General features: G+C 58.8%; 22 protein-coding genes. 5 read left to right on the top strand and 17 right to left on the bottom strand.

From position 1 onward, the window contains the following. Positions 1-3: 3 nt before the first annotated feature. From COL8621_RS05760 to COL8621_RS05715, 10 genes are all read right to left on the bottom strand, one after another. Positions 4-537 (bottom strand): NuoB/complex I 20 kDa subunit family protein, encoded by a 534-nt coding sequence (locus COL8621_RS05760; RefSeq protein WP_093966319.1) that lies wholly within the window; start codon positions 535-537, stop codon positions 4-6. Next, positions 528-893 (bottom strand): NADH-quinone oxidoreductase subunit A, encoded by a 366-nt coding sequence (locus COL8621_RS05755; RefSeq protein ID WP_093966318.1) that lies wholly within the window; start codon positions 891-893, stop codon positions 528-530. The genes COL8621_RS05760 and COL8621_RS05755 overlap by 10 nt, the downstream gene beginning before the upstream one ends. Before the next feature lie 248 nt (positions 894-1,141). Next, on the bottom strand, positions 1,142-1,930 hold the full coding sequence (locus tag COL8621_RS05750) for a crotonase/enoyl-CoA hydratase family protein (protein WP_093966317.1): 789 nt from the start codon (positions 1,928-1,930) through the stop codon (positions 1,142-1,144). Continuing rightward, complete coding sequence (locus tag COL8621_RS05745) at positions 1,923-2,786, bottom strand: hydroxymethylglutaryl-CoA lyase (protein ID WP_093966316.1); 864 nt, start codon at positions 2,784-2,786, stop codon at positions 1,923-1,925. Before COL8621_RS05745 ends, COL8621_RS05750 begins: the two co-directional genes overlap by 8 nt. Then, a complete protein-coding gene (locus COL8621_RS05740) occupies positions 2,779-3,447 on the bottom strand; it encodes a glutathione S-transferase family protein (protein WP_093966315.1) in 669 nt (222 codons plus the stop codon). Before COL8621_RS05740 ends, COL8621_RS05745 begins: the two co-directional genes overlap by 8 nt. Continuing rightward, positions 3,444-5,384, bottom strand: coding sequence for an acetyl/propionyl/methylcrotonyl-CoA carboxylase subunit alpha (locus COL8621_RS05735; protein ID WP_093966314.1), 1,941 nt, complete (start codon positions 5,382-5,384; stop codon positions 3,444-3,446). The genes COL8621_RS05740 and COL8621_RS05735 overlap by 4 nt, the downstream gene beginning before the upstream one ends. A 45-nt stretch (positions 5,385-5,429) precedes the next feature. Further along, entirely contained in the window at positions 5,430-5,867 is a 438-nt protein-coding gene (locus tag COL8621_RS05730) for a thermonuclease family protein (protein ID WP_141137838.1), read from the bottom strand. Between the two features lie 2 nt (positions 5,868-5,869). Continuing rightward, complete coding sequence (locus COL8621_RS05725; RefSeq protein ID WP_093966312.1) at positions 5,870-7,474, bottom strand: carboxyl transferase domain-containing protein; 1,605 nt, start codon at positions 7,472-7,474, stop codon at positions 5,870-5,872. 58 nt (positions 7,475-7,532) lie between these two features. Beyond that, positions 7,533-7,955, bottom strand: coding sequence for a DUF1622 domain-containing protein (locus COL8621_RS05720; RefSeq protein ID WP_093966311.1), 423 nt, complete (start codon positions 7,953-7,955; stop codon positions 7,533-7,535). After that, on the bottom strand, positions 7,952-9,118 hold the full coding sequence (locus tag COL8621_RS05715) for an isovaleryl-CoA dehydrogenase (RefSeq protein WP_093966310.1): 1,167 nt from the start codon (positions 9,116-9,118) through the stop codon (positions 7,952-7,954). The genes COL8621_RS05720 and COL8621_RS05715 overlap by 4 nt, the downstream gene beginning before the upstream one ends. Before the next feature lie 143 nt (positions 9,119-9,261). Between COL8621_RS05715 and COL8621_RS05710 the strand changes: the two genes are divergently transcribed. Continuing rightward, entirely contained in the window at positions 9,262-9,717 is a 456-nt protein-coding gene (locus tag COL8621_RS05710; protein ID WP_176438436.1) for a CreA family protein, read from the top strand. On the opposite strand, the gene COL8621_RS05705 is transcribed toward COL8621_RS05710, so the two are convergent. Both COL8621_RS05705 and COL8621_RS05700 read right to left on the bottom strand, forming a co-directional pair. Continuing rightward, positions 9,714-10,916 (bottom strand): DegT/DnrJ/EryC1/StrS family aminotransferase, encoded by a 1,203-nt coding sequence (locus tag COL8621_RS05705; protein WP_093966309.1) that lies wholly within the window; start codon positions 10,914-10,916, stop codon positions 9,714-9,716. The two genes, COL8621_RS05710 and COL8621_RS05705, sit on opposite strands and share 4 nt — an antisense overlap. A 59-nt stretch (positions 10,917-10,975) precedes the next feature. Continuing rightward, positions 10,976-11,644: an HAD-IA family hydrolase gene (locus COL8621_RS05700; RefSeq protein ID WP_093966308.1), complete on the bottom strand. Its 669-nt coding sequence runs from the start codon at positions 11,642-11,644 to the stop codon at positions 10,976-10,978. A 129-nt stretch (positions 11,645-11,773) separates the two neighbouring features. Here COL8621_RS05700 and glmU point away from each other — a divergent pair, with 129 nt between their 5' ends. Genes glmU through COL8621_RS05685 form a run of 3 tightly spaced genes read left to right on the top strand, consistent with a single transcriptional unit; the run spans position 11,774 to position 15,623 of the window. Next, positions 11,774-13,129: a bifunctional UDP-N-acetylglucosamine diphosphorylase/glucosamine-1-phosphate N-acetyltransferase GlmU gene (gene glmU / locus COL8621_RS05695; protein WP_093966307.1), complete on the top strand. Its 1,356-nt coding sequence runs from the start codon at positions 11,774-11,776 to the stop codon at positions 13,127-13,129. Further along, positions 13,129-14,952, top strand: a complete 1,824-nt coding sequence (gene glmS / locus COL8621_RS05690; RefSeq protein ID WP_093966306.1) for a glutamine--fructose-6-phosphate transaminase (isomerizing) — start codon at positions 13,129-13,131, stop codon at positions 14,950-14,952. The genes glmU and glmS overlap by 1 nt, the downstream gene beginning before the upstream one ends. After that, on the top strand, positions 14,949-15,623 hold the full coding sequence (locus COL8621_RS05685) for a DNA alkylation repair protein (protein ID WP_093966305.1): 675 nt from the start codon (positions 14,949-14,951) through the stop codon (positions 15,621-15,623). Before glmS ends, COL8621_RS05685 begins: the two co-directional genes overlap by 4 nt. Here COL8621_RS05685 and COL8621_RS05680 read toward each other — a convergent pair. After that, the gene (locus tag COL8621_RS05680) at positions 15,620-17,218 is read right to left on the bottom strand and encodes an AMP-binding protein (protein WP_093966304.1); all 1,599 of its coding nucleotides are present in this window, start codon (positions 17,216-17,218) and stop codon (positions 15,620-15,622) included. The genes COL8621_RS05685 and COL8621_RS05680 overlap by 4 nt on opposite strands. A 68-nt stretch (positions 17,219-17,286) precedes the next feature. After that, positions 17,287-17,796 (bottom strand): hypothetical protein, encoded by a 510-nt coding sequence (locus COL8621_RS05675; RefSeq protein WP_093966303.1) that lies wholly within the window; start codon positions 17,794-17,796, stop codon positions 17,287-17,289. A gap of 109 nt (positions 17,797-17,905) precedes the next feature. Between COL8621_RS05675 and moaA the strand changes: the two genes are divergently transcribed. Next, positions 17,906-18,913, top strand: coding sequence for a GTP 3',8-cyclase MoaA (gene moaA, locus COL8621_RS05670; RefSeq protein WP_093966302.1), 1,008 nt, complete (start codon positions 17,906-17,908; stop codon positions 18,911-18,913). A gap of 31 nt (positions 18,914-18,944) precedes the next feature. Here the strand turns inward: moaA and COL8621_RS05665 are convergent, their stop codons facing one another. The 3 genes from COL8621_RS05665 to argE form a co-directional block, all read right to left on the bottom strand. Next, complete coding sequence (locus COL8621_RS05665; protein WP_141137837.1) at positions 18,945-19,340, bottom strand: hypothetical protein; 396 nt, start codon at positions 19,338-19,340, stop codon at positions 18,945-18,947. Positions 19,341-19,549: 209 nt separating this feature from the next. Next, positions 19,550-20,716, bottom strand: a complete 1,167-nt coding sequence (locus COL8621_RS05660) for a M20 aminoacylase family protein (protein ID WP_093966300.1) — start codon at positions 20,714-20,716, stop codon at positions 19,550-19,552. A 6-nt stretch (positions 20,717-20,722) separates the two neighbouring features. Next, positions 20,723-21,895 (bottom strand): acetylornithine deacetylase, encoded by a 1,173-nt coding sequence (argE, locus tag COL8621_RS05655; protein ID WP_093966299.1) that lies wholly within the window; start codon positions 21,893-21,895, stop codon positions 20,723-20,725. Positions 21,896-21,945 lie beyond the last annotated feature (50 nt).

Raw genomic sequence — 21,945 nt, 5'->3', positions numbered from 1 at the left:
GGGTTACCTCACAATCGTGCCGGTGCGGCGAATTTTGCGTTGCAGCTGTAGAATACCGTAAACCAGCGCCTCTGCCGTGGGCGGGCAGCCGGGAACGTAGATATCCACCGGAACGATCCGGTCACAGCCGCGCACAACGGAATAGCTGTAGTGATAGTAACCGCCACCATTCGCGCAGGACCCCATAGAGATCACATAACGCGGCTCTGGCATCTGGTCGTAAACCTTGCGCAGCGCGGGGGCCATTTTGTTGGTCAAAGTACCCGCAACAATCATCACGTCCGACTGACGTGGAGAGGCGCGTGGCGCAAAGCCATAACGCTCTACGTCATAGCGTGGCATGGCGGTGTGCATCATCTCAACCGCGCAGCAGGCAAGACCAAAGGTCATCCAGTGCAACGAACCGGTACGGGCCCAGTTCACCAAATCTTCGGTCGAGGTCAGCAGGAAACCCTTATCCTGCAGCTCTTTGTTCAGAACCTGCGTGCTATGCTCGCGGTCAACCCCGGCGGTGTTTGCGGCGGTGCTCACTCCCATTCCAGGGCTCCTTTTTTCCACTCATAGGCAAAGCCGATGGTCAGCACGGCAAGGAAAACCATCATCGACCAAAAGCCCACATCACCCAGGTCGCCGAATGCAACGGCCCATGGGAACAAGAAGGCGATTTCCAAGTCGAAGATGATAAACAAGATCGACACAAGGTAGAAGCGAACGTCAAACTTCATCCGTGCATCGTCGAATGCGTTAAACCCGCACTCATAGGCTGACACTTTTTCTGCGTCAGGGTTGCGAACGGCAACGATGACGGCGGCCAGTATAAGTACCAGACCAAGCGCAACGGCCATTCCCAAGAAAATGATAATCGGCAGATATTCTCTGAGAAGATCGTCCATGGCATGGCTCCTCTTGCGCGCGCCGAAATGACGCGGTCCTGTGGCTAAGCAGGGTTTACCTCTGGTGCGGCACGGGGTCAACCAAACGCCGCATTGCAGAAACCCCTTATTCACAACATATTTTTGGCAATCTATACCGCGACGTTCACCAAGATAGTGCCAGATGGTCGCAGGAACTGAGTCGCAGCAGGCCACAGATTCCATCTATGGCCCGGCGACGCGGGCAGCGCGCGCAACCCAGACAATGGTCAGATATCAGACGCCCACGCCGGTTTACGCTTGTCGAAAAACGCCCCGATCCCCTCTTTCGCCTCTTCGCCCTCCCAACAGGCGACAAGGGCGGCGATTGTGGAATCGATGACTTCGTCGTCGATACGCGGGCCCAACTGGCGCGCCAGCGCCTTGGCGGACGCAACCGCGCCGGGGGCACAGGACAGATAGGGTGCGACCTCTGCCTCGATGCGTTCGTCCAAGTCGCGCGCAGGAACCGCATGGGCCACAAGGCCAAGGTCCACCGCTTCGAAACAGCCAAAGATGCGGCCCGACATGAAAACCCGCCGCGCGTTCGCTTCGCCCATCCGGGCGATGACATAGGGGCCGATGGTTGCTGGGATCAGGCCAAGGCGCGTTTCCGTCAGCCCAAACTGCGCGTCCTTATCCGCGATCACCACATCACAGACAGAGGCCATGCCGACCCCGCCCCCGAACGCGTTCCCCTGAATGCGCCCGATCAGTGGCTTTGGCATCGTATTCAACGCCTGAAGCATTTCGGCCAGCTTGCGCGCCTCGACCGCGCGGGTTTGCGGATCGGCGGCCATCTGTTCCTGCATCCACCGCAGATCGCCGCCCGCGCAAAACACATTGCCCGCCGCCGACAGCACAACAACCCGAACAGCAGGATCATCCCCCAACTGTTTGGCCGCCTGTGTCAGTTCAGCGATCATTTGCGCCGACAGTGCGTTGCGCTTTTCAGGACGGTTCAACAACAGGCCAGCAACGCCGCGTTCATCCACATCTATTCTGATCGTCTCAAACATCGCTGCCCTCTCGCATATCCCGTGCCATCTGTGCGGCCTTGTCCAACACACCGGCGTTTAGCCCCGTATGGTAACCCAAATCTGTCAGGCGTTTATTCACCGCCTCGGTCGCGACATTGCCCGCAGCACCGGGCGCATAAGGGCAACCGCCCAAGCCACCCACTGCCGCATCAAACACCCGCACGCCCAGCGCAACCGAGGCTTCGATATTCGCCAGCGCCCGTCCTGCGGTGTCGTGGTAATGCCCGGCAAGCTTTTGCGCCGGCACCTCGTTCAACACAGCCTCAAGCATGGCGGTGATGGTTTCGGGGCTGCCCTGCCCGATCGTGTCGCCCAGACTGATTTCATAACAGCCCATGGCCCACAGCTTTGCCGCGACTTCGGCCACCTTGGCGGGCGGGGTAGCGCCGTCATACGGGCAATCCGTCACACAAGAGATATAGCCGCGTACCGGAACGCCATCCCGTTTCGCTTGTTCTGCCACAGGCGCGAACCGTTCAAGGCTTTCGTCAATCGAGGCGTTGATATTGGCGCGGCTGAACCCTTCGGACGCAGCGCCAAAAATCGCCACCTCGTCCGCGCGGGCATCACGGGCGCGTTCATACCCCTTCATGTTGGGCGTCAGCGCGGCATAGGAAATACCGGGCGCGCGGGTGATCCCGGCCAGAACCTCTCCGCTGTCGGCCATTTGCGGCACCCATTTGGGGGAAACGAAGCTTGCCACCTCTATCCGCCGGAAACCGGCCTGCGACAGCGTATCGATCAGCTTGATCTTTTCCGCCGCCGGGATCATCCGTTTTTCGTTCTGCAACCCATCGCGCGGGCCAACCTCAAATATCTCGACGAAATCAACCATCCCACGCCTCATAGAACTCTTTTTGATACAACAGTTCAGCCCCCTCAGGCGGAAGCGAGGCTTGGAACCCCGGCCGTTCGGTTATCAAGCCATACCATTCGCTTAGGGCAGGAAACGGTTCGATCCGCGCGAAGTGGCGCGACATGTAGATCGCCTGCCCAACGCTAATATCCGCTGCGGAAAAGCCCCCCACCAACAGATACGGCGCGCGGTCGTAATTGGCGTTCAGCCGCGTCTCAATCGCGGCATAGCATTTTTCCAACCGCTTCGCCTCCAGCTTCATGACGATGGGGCTGCGCATGCTATCATCGTAAAGGGCCACGTGCTGCTGGGTCAGCGCGGCGGCGTGCTGGCTGATCGTTTCGGCAAAATGAACCCACGTCAGCCAATCCATCCGCTCAATCTCGCCGGGCAGTCGACCGAGCCCTTTGTCCGGAAAGCGTTCGCACAGGTATTCGGTGATAGCGGCGGTTTCGAACATCACCTCGCCGTCAATTTCCAACGCGGGCACCCGGCCAGCGGGGTTCAGCGCCAGATATTCAGGTGCGCGCAGCGTTTTGTCGAAAGCATGAAGGACGATCTCAAAATCAACGCCAAGTTCATGCAGCACCCACAGTGACCGCATGGAGCGGGTTTGATGACAATGGTGAAGGCGGATCATGCGGCGGCTTCCTCTTCATCGTCTAACCTGATCAGTGCGGCGCCGGCCTCTACCTGCGCGCCATCGTGGGTCAGTACTTCGGCGATGGTGCCATCGCGACCGGCGGTCAGGGTATGTTCCATCTTCATGGCTTCCAGAATGGCCAGCCGCTGCCCCTGCTCCACCGTATCGCCGGGCGCAACGAACACGGCCTTCACCAGCCCCGGCATCGGTGCTTCGATCAGGTTCCCGCCCGACGCATCATCGCCCGCGCGATCCAACGGGTCCGTGATCGTGAAGTTGTGCGTTTCGGCACCGAAAATGGTAACCTGTCCGCCTGCCACCGCCCAGCGCGCGGCGGGCATGCCGTCAAAGCGCCATCCGTTGTCATCACGGTCGGCACGGACAGTCGTGTCATCCATCGTGACGGTCGCCGCATTTGCCCCAGTCATCTGGATAATGGCGTCCATGTCATCGCCAAGGGAAACGGTACGGGACAGCGGTGCCCAAAGGGTGAAACCCGCCATGCCATCGCCACCGTCCAACACACCGGCGGCCGCCATGGCCGCTTGCGCCTTGGCCTGCGCCGTCGCGTCGCTGCTGGCGACCAGCGCATCAAGGTCACGTTCGATAAGGCCAGTATCCACGTCACCTGCTGCGAACCCTTGATGCCGGGTCAGCGCACCTAGGAAGGAAAGGTTCGTGACACTGCCCGCGACCTCTGTTTCGGCCAAGGCGCGGGTTAGGCGGGCCAGCGCGATTTCGCGCGTCGGGCCATGAGTGATGACCTTTGCGATCATCGGGTCATAAAACGGGCTGATCGCATCCCCCTGCCGAACGCCGCTGTCATTGCGGGCGGCAGGGCTGAATTGCAGATGGCTTAACGTGCCCGTTGCGGGAAGGAAACCGGCGGGCACGTCTTCGGCATATAGACGCGCTTCGAACGCGTGACCGGTTATCGACAGATCATCTTGCCGAACCGGCAAAGCCTCGCCCGAGGCAACGCGCAACTGCCATTCCACCAGATCAACACCTGTCACCGCTTCGGTCACGGGGTGTTCGACCTGAAGGCGTGTGTTCATCTCCATGAACCAGAACCGGTCGGCACGCAGGCCGTCGCTGGCATCCACGATAAATTCTACCGTGCCCGCGCCTTTGTATCCGATGGCTTTCGCGGCCTTCACAGCGGCTTCCCCCATCGCTTTGCGCATTTCGGCGGTCATGCCGGGGGCCGGAGCCTCTTCTATCACCTTTTGGTGGCGCCGCTGAAGCGAACAATCGCGTTCGAACAGATGCACCGCATCGGTGCCATCCCCGAACACCTGCACTTCTATATGGCGGGGCTTTTCGACGAATTTCTCGATCAATACCGCATCGTTGCCGAAGGCCGTCTTCGCCTCGCCGCGCGCACTGGCCAGAGCATCGGCGAAATCCTTGGGCGAGGTAACTTTGCGCATCCCCTTACCGCCGCCACCCGCCACGGCCTTGATCAGCACCGGATAGCCGATGGCATCAGCCGCACCAGACAGATGTTCGCCATCCTGATTGTCCCCGTGATAGCCGGGAACAACAGGCACGCCCGCCTGCTCCATCAGTTTCTTGGCGGCGTCCTTAAGCCCCATGGCCCGGATCGCATCAGCCGATGGCCCGATAAAGGTCAGCCCCGCAGCCTCAACCGCTGCGACGAAATCGGGGTTTTCGGACAGGAAGCCATAACCGGGATGGATCCCCTGCGCGCCCATCGCCTTGGCGGCCGCAATAATCGCGTCGCCCTTAAGATAGCTTTCGCCGGGTGGCGGCGGCCCAAGGTGCACGGCCTCATCCGCCATGGCGACATGCTTGGCCGCGTTATCCGCGTCAGAATAAACCGCCACGGTGGCGACCCCTAACGAGCGGGCCGTTTCAATCACCCGGCAGGCAATCTCGCCCCGGTTAGCAATAAGGATCTTCTGGAACATTTTAGCCCCTCCCGTCAGGTGCAAATATATGATTTGTGGCCATGCCTATCGCTCCAATTTCGCGCACCAATCTGGGCGCGTCCCGCCCTGATAGGTAACGGCCAAGCCTTCTGCGACCATGGTCTTGGCCACGTCGCGGCCATCAACGAAGACCCTCACCAGTGCCCGCCCATATTTGTCAAAACCTTCATCCGACAATTCGACAATCCCCGAGCGAAGAAGCGCCCGCATGCGTTCAGTCGCGCGTTTCCCCAGATCAAGCTCTGCCCGACAGCCCGGCGATTTGGTTTCTGGCGTATCCAAGCCGACAAAACGCGCGGTTCTGACATTCTCTCCGCAGATCAGCTCGGCGGTGTCACCGTCATAGACATAGCCCAACCGGCAGCCACCTTCGGATAGGCCATGGTAAGGGGCCAGCCGGGTGGCAATAGAATACAACCCCAGCAACGTCAGGAAGACATATGTGACCATGGTGTAGTTCAACGTCACATCCGGAATATGCCGAACCGCGTGGGTTCAATTGGTGCGCATAGCGCTGCGGATAGCGACAGTGCCAAAACCTCGCGGCTTTTGCGCGGGTCGATGATGCCGTCATCCCACAAACGGGCCGAGGCATACAAAGGGTGTGACTGTTCTTCGAACATCTCAATCGTGGGGCGTTTGAATTCGGCCTCTTCGTCAGCCGACCATTCACCGCCCGCCCGTTCAATCGCATCACGTTTGACCGTGGCCAGAACGCCCGCCGCCTGTTCGCCGCCCATCACACTGATGCGAGAGTTCGGCCAGCTCCACATAAACCGTGGCTGATACGCGCGGCCTGCCATGCCGTAGTTGCCCGCCCCGAAAGACCCGCCAACCACCATAGTGATTTTGGGCACGTTCGTGGTGGCAACCGCCGTCACCATCTTTGCGCCGTGGCGCGCGATGCCTTCGTTTTCGTATTTGCGCCCAACCATGAAGCCGGTGATGTTCTGCAAGAAGACAAGCGGGATGTTGCGCTGCGAACAAAGCTCTACGAAATGCGCGCCTTTTTGCGCGGCCTCTGACAGCAAAACGCCATTGTTTGCGATGATCCCAATTGGGCACCCTTGCAAATGCGCAAAGCCGGTGACCAGTGTTTCACCAAACCGCGGCTTAAACTCATCGAAACGCGAGCCGTCGACGACGCGGGCGATCACCTCGCGGATGTCATAGGGCGTGCGCAAGTCGGCGGGAACGACGCCGAACAGCTCATCCGGGTCATAGGCCGGGTCTTCCGGCGTCTGCCATTGAACGGTTTGCGGCTTTGCCCGGTTTAAATGCGAAACCGCGCGCCGAGCCAGCGCCAGCGCGTGCGCGTCATCCTCGGCCAGGTAATCCGCGACGCCGGACAGGCGCGTGTGGACATCGCCGCCGCCAAGATCTTCGGCTGTAACGACTTCGCCAGTTGCGGCCTTCACCAAAGGTGGGCCAGCAAGGAAGATCGTCCCCTGCTCTTTCACGATGATCGTGACGTCTGACATGGCGGGCACATAGGCCCCGCCCGCCGTACATGACCCCATAACGACCGCGATCTGCGGGATACCCTTCGCGCTCATCCGTGCCTGATTATAGAAAATCCGCCCGAAATGGTCGCGGTCGGGGAACACCTCATCCTGATTGGGAAGGTTCGCGCCACCGCTATCCACCAGATAGACGCAGGGCAAATTGCATTCTTCTGCGATCTCTTGCGCGCGCAGATGCTTTTTTACGGTAACGGGGTAATAGGTGCCGCCTTTGACGGTCGCGTCGTTGCAGACAACCATCACCTCTTGCCCGTGCACACGGCCAATACCCGCAATCACACCCGCACAGGGGGCCGCGCCACCATACATGCCATGGGCCGCCGTCGCGCCGACCTCAAGAAATGGAGAGCCGGGGTCGAGAAGGTTCGCAACCCGATCCCGTGGCAGCATTTTCCCACGCGACAGATGCCGCGTACGGGATTTTTCGCCGCCCCCGGCCGCAGCCATTTCCGCCGCTGCCGAGGCAACCTTCAACGCTTCCAAATGCGCCGCACGGTTGGCCGAAAAGCCTTCCGATCCAACGATGGCCTGAGATTGAAGTTTCATCGCGTCCCCTTTTCCGCCCAACAAGGAAAGCCCTTGGCGGTTATCGAATTTCTTTTTGTCATTTCTCAGGGTCTTCCCTGATTTCCCGGATCTCGCGATCAAGGAAAAAGCTGATAACGGACCGGATCACCACCAACAGGCCAAGGAACACCAGATCGGACAGCGCAAGGCTTAGCGCCGCATGGATGATGTCGGACACGATGAACAGTTCCAGCCCCGAAAGGATGTAACGCCCCAGCTCAACCCGTTCGTGATTGATCTGACGAGCACGGTCATTTTCTTTGCGGTTGAATTCCGCCCTTACGAAGCCAATGACAAACCGCATTGCCCCGATCAGCATGACCGCAATGGCGAAAAGATCGACACCAGCACCGACCCATTCCAAAACATTCACAACGCCCGCCAGTTCGCGGTGCAGCAACCCTTCGGTTGCTTCGACACCATTGCCGAACAAGCTTGCGCCGCTGGTTTCGGGGTTCATCCGCCCATTGCCCCCATCATTTCCCGCCCAATCAACATCCGTCGGATTTCGCTGGTACCTGCGCCGATCTCCATCAACTTGGCATCGCGGAAGATGCGGCTAACGGGCGTTTCGTTCATGAAACCCGCGCCGCCCATCGCTTGGACCGCTTGGTGGGCAACGGCCATCGCCTCTTCTGATGCATACAAAACGCAGGCGGCCGCATCTTGGCGCGTGACCTCTCCGCGATCACAGGCTTTCGCGACCTCGTAAACGTAGGCGCGGGCCGAGTTCATCTTGGTATACATGTCGGCAATCTTGCCCTGCATCAGCTGGAAATTCCCGATGGGTTGGCCGAACTGTTTGCGCTCTGCCAAATACGGCATCACCTCGTCCAGACAGGCGGCCATGATGCCAGTGCCGATGCCCGACAGAACGACCCGTTCGTAATCAAGGCCCGACATCAGAACGCGCACGCCCTTGCCTTCTTCCCCCAAAACGTTTTCGAACGGAACTTCGACGTCTTCAAAGATCAGCTCGGCCGTGTTGGACCCGCGCATCCCCAGCTTGTCGAAATGGGTGGAGGTGCTGAACCCCTTCATCGACTTTTCAACGATGAACGCGGTCATGCCTTTGCTTCCCGCTTCGGGGTCGGTTTTGGCATATACGACCAGCGTGTCCGCATCCGGGCCGTTCGTGATCCAGAACTTCGTGCCGTTCAGCGTGTAATAACCGTTCTTCTTTTCCGCGCGCAGTTTCATCGACACAACGTCAGACCCAGCGCCCGCTTCGGACATGGCAAGCGCGCCGACATGTTCACCGGAAATCAGACCCGGCAGGTATTTTGCCTTCTGCTCGGGCGTGCCGTTCAGCTTGATCTGGTTTACGCACAAGTTGGAATGCGCCCCATACGACAGAGAGACCGAGGCAGATGCCCGCGCGATTTCTTCAACCGCGACGGTGTGGGCAAGATAGCTCATCCCGGCGCCGCCGAATTCTTCATCCACGGTAATGCCCAGAAGACCCAGATCGCCCATTTCGCGCCACAGCGCGGCGGGGAACTCATTCTTGCTGTCAACTTCAGCCGCGATCGGCTTCACGCGGTCTTGCGCCCAGCGGTGCACCATGTCGCGAAGGGCGTTCACCTCTTCACCAAGGTCGAACTTCATCGTTGCATTAAACATGGCCGGTTTCCTCCCCTAGCGCTTTATTGAACGCTTGTTCAGTTAATCAGTTTGCGCGAGTCGGGTCAAGTATTGGAAAAAACCGTGAACCAAACCTAGCGTTCGCGCGTTGGTTCGGGTGCATCAACTTAAAAGGCTGCGTTATGAAACGAATTCTATTTGCTGCGCTTACCCTTTCCATTGGTATGGCTGCCAATGCTGAAGAGGTCGGTAAAGTCGGCGTTGACTGGGTGGGAAATGACATCGTGATCGAGGCGATATCGGACCCCCAGGTTCAGGGCGTCACCTGTCACATCGCCTATTTCGACCGATCCGTTTTGGACCGACTATCGCAAGGAAACTGGTTCGAAGACCCGTCAAACGCATCAATCGCGTGTCGTCAGACCGGGCCGATCGTGATGGGTGATATTGACCGAAGCGACAGCGGCGAAGAGGTGTTTCGTGAACGCCGCTCGATCATTCTGAAATCTCTACGGATCAAACGGATTTTCGACGAGGAAAACCAAACGCTGATCTATCTGGCCCATGCACGGGAACTGACCGAAGGGTCGGCCAAAATGTCGATCTCTACCGTGCCGCTGTATGTACCGGGCAACTAGGCGCTGGCCTGAAAAACAGCGGACACTTCGGCGCGGATGATGCGGGCGATGTGTTCCGCATCGGCAATGGTGAACGTCAGCGGCAGGCGCATATCGACCAAACCGGCCAGTACCGCATCGGTCTGCGGCAATGGTGTCGGCGCGGCATAGCGCCAGTGATCATAGCGCGAGGTAAACGCCGCCGGTTCATCGGCTCCGAACCATTTCAGTTCGACACCGCGCTTGGCACATCGGCGCAGCACCTCTTGCACGCCGCTGGCCGCCCACCCTTTCAGAAGGAACTGAAACGAGGACGCCACGAACTGCTCAGCCGCGGGACGTGCGATCAACGTCAGCCCCGGCGTGTTTTCCAGCCCACCTTCGACCGCGCGATACAGCGCGTTCCACTTGGCGCACTGTTGCGGCAACGCTTTCAATTGCGGGCGCAGGATCGCGGCGCGCAAGTTGTCCATGCGGCCTGACACGTTCGGCGTGTCGTATTTCACGCGTTCAAACGCTTCGACGAGGGGTGCTGCGCGGTGGCGGTCATACAGCATGTAAGAGCCTGACAAAATCACGGCACGCGCCATCACATCCGCATCGTCGGAAATCAAAAACCCGCCCTCGCCCGAATTCATGTGCTTGTAGGTCTGGGTGGAATAGCAGCCGATCACACCGTGGCGACCCGACGGCACACCGTTCCACGCGGCCCCCATCGTGTGGGCGCAGTCTTCGATTACCTGCACATCCGCCGCATCACAGATCGCCATCAATGCGTCCATGTCACAGATATGCCCGCGCATGTGGCTTAGCATTAGAACCCGCGCGCCGGATGACGTGATCTTTTCGCGAAGATCGTCCAGATCGATGGTCAGCGCGTCTGTCACCTCGACAAACACGCTTTGCGCACCGACGCTGGCAATCGCGCCGGGCACAGGGGCCAATGTGAAGGCGTTGGTCAGAACCTTGTCGCCCGCGCTGACACCCAAGGCCCGCAACGCACAGCCCATCGCATACCCGCCCGAAGCAACGGCCAAGCAATATTGCGCGCCGGTGAAGGCGGCGAATTCTTCCTCTAACAATGCGGTTTCGCTGACCTCGCCTTCCACCACATTATAGCGGTGAAGGCGGCCATGGCGCATAACCTTCAGCGCGGCGGCGATCCCCTCTTCAGGGATCGGCTCTTGCTGGGTGAAGCTGCCTTTGAAATCATCGCTCATATGATCACCCTGTGGGCCAATTCCGCTCACGTCAATCCGGGGCTGAACTTTGCCTTACGTCACGCAGGCAAAAGGCGGTTGGCCAGATCGAACAGCCCATCATAGTGATCCAGCAATGCCTCGGGCGCCAAATCGGCCACGCCGCGCCCATCTGGGCCAAACGTCACCAAGGCGCAAGGCACCCCAGCGGCGCGCGCTGTTTCACGGTCTGTCACCGTGTCCCCAATCAGGATGGAGCGTTCAATCGCCCCGCCCGCCCGGTCAACCGCTGCGCGATAGGGCGCGGGGTCGGGTTTGCGCACAGGCAATGTATCGGCCCCCACCAACGACGCAAAATGATCGCGCACGCCCAGACGCTGCATCAACGTTTCGGCCAGCCCTTCGGGTTTGTTGGTGCAAATCCCAACCGCGAACCCAGCATCGCGCAACTGCACCACAGCATCCAACGCGCCTGGGTAAAGCACGGTATGCCGGTCGATATTGTCTGCGTAAGACGCCAACAAAATCGGGTGCTGCGCGTCAATGTCCGCATCGGTCCAGTTCGGGCGCACCCGTTCAAAGCCCAGCTTCAACATCGCCCGCCCACCGTGAAAGGCAGTGGACTGATCCTGTGCCGGGTCCAACGGCGCGCCAAGGCCAAGGCCATCAAAACACGCATTCGCGGCGGCGATCAGATCACGACTTGTGTCGGCCAGTGTTCCGTCCAAATCAAAGATAACTGTACGCATACATCCCCCATTTCGGCATCATTCCGCCGAGGCCTGAAACCTGACGAAATGCCTTTTGATCCTGCCCACCCTTGCGATTGAGCCATTCCCCGATAAAAGGAGCAACAACAGATTGAAAGAGCGGAACGCATGCCAACAGCGCTTATTATCCTCGCCGCGGGCCAAGGCACGCGGATGAACTCCGACCTGCCGAAGGTTCTTCACCCTATCGCGCACGCCCCGCTTTTGGTGCATGCCATGCGCGCAGGCGCGTCCCTTGCGCCTGAAAAAACAGTGGTTGTGGCTGGCCACGGTGCAGAGGTGGTGGAAAAAGCCGCCCGCGCCCATGACGAAGACGTGGTCGTTGTGCGCCAAGACGAACAGCTGGGCACAGCACATGCCGTTGCGCAGGCGCGCGATGCTTTGGCCGGGTTCACTGGCGATGCAATCGTTCTGTACGGCGACACACCATTCATCAGCCCCGAAACCCTGACGGATATGATCGCGGCGCGTAAAACCCACGATGTTGTCGTGTTGGGGTTCGAAGCCGCCGACCCCGGCCGTTATGGCCGCTTGGTGAAAGACGGCGACAGCCTGCAAAAGATCGTCGAATTCAAAGACGCCACCGAAGCAGAACGCGCGATCACCACATGCAACAGCGGCGTCGTTGCCGCCGACAGCGCGACCCTGTTCAGCCTGATCGACGATGTTTCAAACGACAATGCGTCCGAAGAATACTATCTGACGGACATCGTTGGCCTTGCCAACGCCCGCGGCCTAAGCGCGACTGTCGTAACCTGTGACGAGGCTGAAACCCTTGGCGTAAACACCCGCACCGAACTGGCCGGCGCAGACGCCGCGTTTCAGAAACGCGCTCGCGCTGCTGCGTTGGAAGATGGCGTTACCTTGATGGCACCCGACACGGTGTACTTTGCTTATGACACCATCATTGGTCGCGACGCGGTGATCGAACCAAACGTGGTTTTCGCCCCCGGCGTTACCGTTGAATCCGGTGCCACCATCCGTGCCTTTTCGCATCTGGAAGGGTGCCATGTTTCGCGCGGTGCAATCGTGGGCCCCTATGCCCGCCTGCGCCCCGGTGCCGAACTGTCTGAAAACGTACGCATTGGCAATTTCGTCGAAGTCAAAAACGCCACCATCGCCGAGGGCGCGAAGGTCAATCACCTAAGCTATGTCGGCGATGCCTCGGTTGGCGAAGCCGCAAACCTTGGCGCGGGCACTGTGACCTGCAACTATGACGGCGTGTTCAAACACCGGACTGAAATCGGCGCGCGCGCGTTCATCGGCTCGGATACGATGCTGGTGGCACCGGTGAAAATCGGGGCTGACGCGATGACAGCCTCGGGGTCGGTCATCACGTCGGATGTTCCAGACGGAGCTATGGCAATTGCCCGCGCGAAACAGTCGGTGAAACCGGAATTGGCACGAAGATTGTTTGAGAAATTGAAGTCTGCAAAGCTATTGAAACAGAAAGAGTCCAAATAATGTGTGGTATTGTGGGTGTTCTTGGGAGCCACGAAGCGGCCCCTATTCTGGTTGAGGCACTGAAGCGGCTTGAATATCGCGGCTATGACAGCGCCGGGATTGCGACCGTCAACGATGGCGTGCTTGACCGCCGCCGCGCGGTTGGCAAGCTGGTGAACCTGTCAGACCTGCTGGTCCACGAACCGCTTGCCGGAAAATCCGGTATTGGCCACACCCGTTGGGCCACGCACGGCGCGCCAAGCGTCGGGAACGCGCACCCGCACAAGGCTGGGCCAGTTGCGGTCGTTCACAATGGCATCATCGAAAACTTCCGTGATTTGCGGGCCGAATTGGCCGAAAGCGGCATTGGCTTTGAAACCGAAACGGACACTGAAACCGTTGCCCTGTTGGCGCACCACTATATGAATCAGGGCCTGTCGGCGCGCGATGCTGCGGAAAAGACGATTGCACGGCTAGAGGGCGCTTTTGCCCTGTGTTTCCTGTTCGACGGCGAAGAAGATCTGCTTTACGCCGCGCGCAAAGGATCTCCGCTGGCAATCGGGCATGGCGACGGGGAAATGTTTGTCGGCTCTGACGCCATCGCGCTGGCCCCGATGACGGACAAAATCACCTATCTTGAAGAAGGCGACCGCGCCATCATCACCCGTAAAGGCGCCGAAGTGTTCGACGCCGCCGGTCGTCGTGCAAACCGCGCAATCAAGACCATTCAGGTCGACACGGCACGCGTCGAAAAGGCCGGTCACAAGCATTTCATGGCCAAGGAAATCGCCGAACAACCCGGCGTGCTTGGTGATGCGATTGGGCACTATTTGTCCAACGACGGGCTGGATGTGAACTTCCCTGCCGATGGCCTTGATTTCACTGCCTATGACCGCATCACGATGGTTGCTTGCGGCACCGCCTATCTGGCCTGCCTGACGTCTAAATACTGGTTCGAACAGCTTGCAGGCATTCCCGTAGATGTGGATGTCGCGTCAGAGTTCCGTTACCGCGAACCCCCAGTGCCCGCGCGCACCTTGGCCGTGTTTGTCAGCCAATCTGGCGAAACCGCAGATACGCTGGCCGCCCTTCGCTATACTGAAGGCAAGGCCGACAAGATTGCCGCAGTCGTGAACGTGCCGGAAAGTTCGATCGCGCGGGAAAGCGATATTGTCTTCCCGATCCACGCAGGTATCGAAATCGGCGTTGCATCGACAAAAGCGTTCACCTGTCAGCTGACCGTTCTGGCCCTGATGGCGCTGAAAGCCGCCGTTGCGAAAGACCGGCTGGATGCCGAAGGTTTGGCCCAGCATTTGGTTTCCTTGCAAAACCTACCCGGCCTGATGAACATCGCCCTTGGTCTTAGCGGCGACATCAAAGATGTCGCTGCCAAACTGGCCGAAGCGCGCGATGTGTTGTTCCTTGGGCGCGGCGCGATGTACCCTCTGGCATTGGAAGGCGCGCTAAAGCTTAAAGAAATCAGCTATATACATGCCGAAGGTTATGCATCTGGCGAACTAAAGCACGGCCCCATTGCCTTGGTCGACAAACATGTCCCGGTCATCGTTATGGCCCCTCATGACCGCCTGTTCGACAAGACCGTTTCCAACATGCAAGAGGTTCTGGCTCGCGGCGGCAAAGTGGTCCTGATCACCGATGCGCAGGGTGCCAAGATCGCAAGCGACGGCGTGTGGCAAACGATTGTCTTGCCCGAGGTATCCGACCTGATGGCACCAATCCTTTATGCGCTTCCAGCGCAGCTTTTGGCCTATCACACGGCGGTTGCGAAGGGCACCGACGTTGATCAGCCGCGCAACCTTGCCAAGTCTGTGACCGTCGAATGACCCTTGATGACGCCCTTGCGGCGCTAAAATCCCAACAAGTTCCCGGTCGCGCAGAAGGCGCGGCTGAGTATCATAAAGTCGCGCGCGTCTATCTGGGGGTTACCAACCCTGTGATTAACGATCTGGCCAAAGAATGGCGCCAATCGCTAAGCGTTGAAGACCGCGTCGCATTGGCCAGCGCCCTTTGGGACACCGATATCTTTGAGGCCCGGTTGGCGGCTGCGAAGCTGCTGACCCAAGCGCGGATCAAAGCGGACGATGCGGTTTGGGATTTGATCAAATCATGGGTGCCGCAGTTTGACAGCTGGGCCATTGCCGATCACGTCTGCATGGCCGGCATGAAGCGCCTTGTCGCCGGCCCCGCGCGCATTGACGAGGTTGAAGCCTGGACCACTTCTGACGACATGTGGACCAAGCGTGCGGCCCTTGTGATTACACTGCCATGGACCAAACAAAACCACCCCAAGCCCGAAGATCTGGCCATTCGCGAACGCGTTCTTGGATGGGCCGCTGGTTATGTCGATGACCAGCGCTGGTACATTCAAAAAGCCGTCGCATGGTGGTTGCGTGACCTGTCAAAGCACGACCCGGATCGGGTTAAGGCGTTTCTGGCCGAACATGGCGACCAGATGAAAAACTTCGCCCGGAAAGAAGCGGCGAAGTACCTTTAACCCCGTAGCGCCCGGCGCAAAATCTTTCCCGTCGCAGTCATCGGCAGGCTGTCGGCGCGGATAATTTTGCGCGGGGCGACATGAGGGCTGACCCGGTCACGCACCAGTTGCTTTAGCGCGTCTTCCAGCCCCTCCCACTGCGCGCCTTCACGCAGTACGACGTGGGCGACCACAATTTCGGTCCGCTCTGGGTCAGGCTGCCCCACGACAGCTACGGTGGCCACGTCTGGATGCGCAAGCAGGCAATTCTCTATCTCAGAGGGGCCAATGCGATAACCGGCCGACGTAATCACATCGTCATCGCGCGATACATAGGTGAACAACCCCTCCGCCCCGCAGGTTCCCAAATCGCCGGTGCGCAGCCAGTCGCCCATGAATTTCTCGGCGGTTTTTTCCGGCTTTCCCCAGTATTCCAAGAACATCACCGGCGTTCCGCGTCGCACACAGATTTCGCCCAACTCGTCAGGGGCGGCAACCGCCCCATCAGCGCGTAATACCGCCACATCAAACCCTGGCACCGGTAGGCCCATCGCGCCGGGCCGCGCCGCCATCAGGCCGGGGACCGAGGCGATGACAAGGTTGCACTCTGTCTGGCCGTAAATCTCGGAAATATCAGTGCCCAGCTTTTCGCGGCCCCATTGCAGCAATTCGCTGCCAAGGCTCTCTCCGCCCGACCCGATGGAACGAATATTGACCCCTTCGGGAACAGGCGCTAGGCGCATCATTTTCAGCGCTGTAGGCGGCAAAAACAGGTTGCGGATGTTGTGCCGTGCGATCAGATCCCACGCCTCGGTCGGGTCAAATTTCCGCATGCGACGACTGACCAGTGGAACGCCGTAGTAAAGACAGGGCATCGCCAAATCCATCAGGCCACCGATCCAGGCCCAATCTGCAGGGGTCCAGCCACAATCGCCGGGCTGTGGGAAAAAGCGATGGTGCAGTTCGACCGACGGCAGATGCCCCATCAAAAACCGATGCGCATGCAGCACGCCTTTGGGCGGGCCCGTCGTGCCGGAGGTATAAATCAGAACCGCAGGGTCATCGGCCCGCGTATTCACCGGCGCCTCAAGCGCCGGAGCAGCGGCGATATCTTCCCAGAAGGCACGCGCCGGACCACCATCCAGCGAAATCACATCAACCAGTTCTGGAAGTCGGTGGCGCAATCCGGCCAGCTTTTCAGCACCTTCACGATCCGTCACGGCCAGCTTGGTTCCACTGTCGGCCAACCGGTATTCCAAGGCATCCGCGCCAAACAACGTAAACAGCGGCAACACGACCGCGCCCAGCTTATAGGCCGCGAAATGCGCGATCATCACCGCCGGACCTTGGGGCAGCAGCACGGCCACCCGGTCCCCCTGCTCTACACCAAGCAGTCTGAACACGGTGGCAAGCTTGTCAGACGCATCTTTTAGCGCGCCAAAGCTCCAGTGTTTATCGCCATCCGACGCGTCGATAATTGCCAGTTTGTCCGGGTCTTCCGATGCCCAGCTATCGCAGCAACGTTCGGCGATATTGAACCGCGCTGGCACATCCCAATGGAACGCGCTGCGCATCTTTTCCCAACTTTCGTGGATCGGAACCAGTCGTCTCTCCATGCGTCTCCCCTCACATGAATTGAACACTTGTTCATTTGAGGTGGGAAAAGCGCGGATGTCAAGCGGCGCTAGCGGGCATAAACCTCTAGCTCGGGCAATGCGGTCAGGGGCGCGCCCAGAACCCGAAGCGCAGGCAGGGATACCTGACTTCCTGCCCCCGGCTCTGCATCCAACGGGCGCAATTCGACCACAACCGAGCTTCCGGTTGCGGGATAAACCAGACGCCCCTGTTGAACCGTTTTCACAAGCGGTGTCTTGGCCCAGAACCCCGGATCAGTCGGCGACCCAAGCGATGCGATCGTGCGCCCCAACAGTCGCTCGGGCGCTTCTTCTTCAGCTGCTTGGGTGGCCGCGACCCGCTCTTCCTTTGAAGTCGTGTCGAACTCTTCCACCGTGCGGGCGCTTACCGGCGGGGCAACAGCGGTATCGGGGCGGGTTTTGGGGCGCTGGGTATCTTCGGTGACGGGCTGCGCCACCTCTTCCATGGGCGGTTCAACCGCCTGCTCGGGCGGTAATGTACACCCTGCCATCCCGGTTAGAAGCACCACAACACCAAAGGATTTCTGTATTGTCGACATTTACCCACCTCATTACGCGTTATACTTTAGCCTAACTTCTGGCCCGTTGGTGATCAATTACATCGAATGGCGCTTGCCGCAACGCAAGTCCACGCCTACGTTAATCTGCATGACACCAAAGCTGATTGATCCCTTCGCCCGCGCCATCAACTATCTGCGCGTTTCGGTCACTGACCGATGTGATTTCCGCTGTGTGTATTGCATGGCCGAAAACATGACGTTCCTTCCTAAGAAAGAGCTTCTGACGCTGGAAGAGCTTGACCGGATGTGTTCGACCTTTATCGGGCTTGGCGTCGAAAAGCTGCGCATCACAGGCGGAGAGCCGTTGGTGCGCAAAGGGATCATGACCTTTTTTCAATCGATGACTCGCCATCTTGAATCGGGCGCGCTGAAGGAATTGACGCTTACGACCAACGGGTCACAGTTGGAACGTTACGCGGATGATCTTTACGCCGCTGGTGTGCGCCGCGTGAACGTATCGCTGGATACACTGGACGAAGACAAATTCGCGCGCGTCACCCGCTGGGGCCGCCTGCCCCAAGTTCTGCGCGGTATTGATGCCGCACAAAACGCCGGGCTGCGCGTCAAAATCAACGCCGTCGCCTTGAAAGATTTCAACGAGGATGAGCTGTTTGCGCTGACGCAATGGTGCGCATCACGCGACATGGATCTGACCTTCATCGAGGTGATGCCGATGGGCGACCTTGGAAACGAAGACCGGGTTGGGCAGTACTGGTCGCTTAAGGACGTGCGCAAACAGTTGGCCGACCATTACACCGTTACCGATCTGGCAGAACGTTCCGGCGGCCCAGCGCGGTATGTGCGGCTGGAAGAGACCAAGCAGAAGATCGGCTTTATCACGCCGCTGTCCCATAACTTCTGCGAAAGCTGTAACCGCGTGCGCATGACCTGCACCGGAGAGCTGTACCTTTGCCTTGGTCAGGAAGATATGGCCGATCTGCGCCCGCCGCTACGCGATCACCCCAACGACGACGCACCGCTGATTGAGGCAATTCACAAAGCGATTGGGATCAAGCCTAAAGGCCACGATTTCGACTATTCCCGCCAGCGCGCCGATGGTCAGGTTTCCCGTCACATGAGCCACACCGGCGGGTAAGAAGCGCGTCGCCGCGCCCCTCTCTATTGCGTCAGTAATAGTAAGTCTTTGACGACCAATCCATTTCGAAATTGGCTTCGCCTTTTGGTGCCTTCACGTTCGTGGCACGGCAGTTTGCCTGCGCTGTATCCAGTTGCGAAATCTTTTTCACGCGCGAGAAATAGGTAAGGTCTTGGATCAATTTCTTGCCGTTAACCTTCATCCCGCTATGACGCAAGAAACGACGCGCCTGACCGCGCACCTGCGCATTGGAAAAACGGCCAGCACCGCAGACTTCGAACATGCCGTTCACTTCGATGATCTTGATGCGAAAGACATACCAAGGCGCGATTGAACCACCGCCCAATTCCATGGGAACGAATTCTTCATCAACGGGAATTTGGCGGGAAATATCTGCTGCAGAGCTGGCTGAGGCGAAAACGGACATGGCACCTGCAACAAGCAGAGCCTTCACAAACGACTTATTCAAAGGGGATTTCTTTCTTTTTTCTAGTTAAAATAATTGGCTGCAGGTGCAACTTTAACGAGCGAAAAATCGCTTTTCAACTGGTTCGGCGAAAATTGCCCCAATCCCTAGCCGCGAGGCTTAATCATAAAGCCCCGCAAATCTAGAAATAGGAAAGGGCTAGACTGCCGCTAGGCCGCTGGCATCCGGCTTTCGACGATTTCGGCCCACCATGAACAGCCCGCCGGGATCGCGTTATCGTCAAAGTTATATTCCGGGTGATGCACCATGGCCGTGTCGCCATTCCCCATGAATATGTAAGCACCGGGGCGTTCGTTCAGCATAAAACTGAAATCTTCAGCCCCCATCAGCGGCGCGGTGTCTTCATCCACAACGCCGGCAACTTTGCGGGCGACTTCGGCGGCAAATTCGGTCTGTTCGGGCGCATTCACAGTGACCGGATAGCCGCGCGTATACTCAACCTCGACCGTCGCGCCGTAAGCGGTGGCGGTTCCTTCGGCGACCTGCTTTACACGCTCTTCCACGAAGTCCTGAACCGCGTCATCCATCGTGCGGACAGTGCCGCGCAACAGCACAGTTTGCGGAATGACGTTATGGGCCTCACTTTCAGTGCGGAAGGTGCACACGGACACCACGACCTCTTTCAGCGGGTCCACATTGCGGCTGGCGATGGATTGCAGCGCAATCACGATATGCGAGGCGACCAACGTTGTATCGATGCAGTCATGCGGTTTGGCGGCGTGCCCCCCTTTGCCCGTTACCGTGATTTCAAACTCGTCCGCTGCGGCCATCATCGGGCCGGTACGAATGGCGAATGCCCCGACAGGAAAGCCGGGCATGTTGTGCATGCCATAGACTTCCTGAATGCCGAACCGTTCCATCATGCCATCTTCGCACATTTCTTTGCCACCGCCGCCGCCCTCTTCGGCGGGCTGGAAGATGACCACTGCGGTGCCGTCAAAATTGCGGGTTTCAGCAAGGTATTTCGCCGCGCCCAGCAACATGGCGGTGTGGCCATCATGGCCACAGGCATGCATCTTACCCGGCGTTTTTGATGCGTATTCAACGCCCGTCGCTTCGAGGATCGGCAAAGCATCCATATCGGCGCGCAACCCCAGCACCTTTCCCGACGTGTCGGATTTGCCTTTGATGACACCCACCACACCGGTGCGGCCGATGCCTTCGACAACATCGTCACAACCGAATTCCTTCAACAGCTCCGCCACTCGTGCCGAGGTGCGGTGCGTATCAAAAAGCAGCTCGGGGTGTTCGTGAAAATCACGGCGCCAACCTGCGATTTCATCATGCAGCTCGGCGAAACGGTTCTTAACTGGCATGTCGGCTTACTCCTTTAGTTCGTCAAGCAGGCGGTCCATGAACTGCGTGCCCTGCTCGAACTGTGCGATTGTGATGAATTCATTTGGCTGATGCGCCTGTTCGATATTCCCCGGCCCACAGACCACGGCGGAATACCCACGTTCCTGAAATTGCCCTGCTTCGGTGCCATAGCTGACAACATGGGTGGCGTTATCACCGGTTAGCCTGCGGGCAAGCTGTTCTGCGCTGCCATCATCCTCGGGCGACAGCGCAGGAAGGCCGAAGCGTTCTTTAACGTCGATATGGGCGTCGGGGTGGATCGCTTTCATCCCGGCTTCGATCACGCGCACCTCTTCAAAGAACGCCGCGCGCCATTGGTTCGCGTCATCACCCGGTACAAACCGGAAATCGACACTGAAACGGCAATCGCCGGCGGTGATGTTATGCGCGGTCCCGCCAGAAATGGTGCCAACATGGATCGTCGTGAACGGAGGGTCGAAAATGGCATCCTGTGCGCGCGGTGTACGCGCGCGGCTTTCCGCATTTTGACGGTTAGCCCAGTCGATCAGCTTGGCCCCTTCCATGATCGCGCTGACACCGCGATGCATGATGGATGAATGCACTTCGTACCCTTTGAAATGCACGCCGTAGCCTTGGCCGCCTTTGTGCCCCGTCACCACCCCCATTTCGGAAGGTTCCCCCACCAAAACGGTCGAAGCACGCGGAAGGCCAGTATTCGCAACCATATGATCGATCATTGGCGGCGCACCGATGCAGCCGAATTCTTCGTCATGGGAAAGCGCGATTTGCAGCGGTCGGTTTACGCCTTCGACATGCGCACGCACCAACGCCCAGATGGCAAGCGCATCGAACCCTTTCATGTCACACGTACCCCGGCCAAACAGCTTACCGTCGGCTTCGGTCACCTGCCAGGGGTCGGTCTTCCAATCTTGCCCATCAACCGGCACAACGTCCGTGTGCCCCGACAGAACCACGCCCCCTTCGATCAGCGGGCCCACATGGGTATAAAGGCTGGCCTTGCCCGCGTCTGTGTCATTCACCACACGGGTACAGCTGATCCCAAAGCCAGCCAAATAGGCTTCGACCCAGTCGACCAAATCAAGGTTGCTATCCCGGCTTACAGTCCGGAAAGAGACCAACTTTTCAAGTAGTTGTCGCGGCGTCAACTGACTGCCCATGGGGCGCTCCTGATGCTTGCTGAACGACAACGTGATGCCGGATGAAGCAG

Source organism: Actibacterium lipolyticum, from assembly GCF_900184935.1.
GTDB classification, from domain to species: Bacteria; Pseudomonadota; Alphaproteobacteria; order Rhodobacterales; family Rhodobacteraceae; genus Actibacterium_A; species Actibacterium_A lipolyticum.
This window is presented reverse-complemented; position numbering and strand designations above follow the sequence as displayed.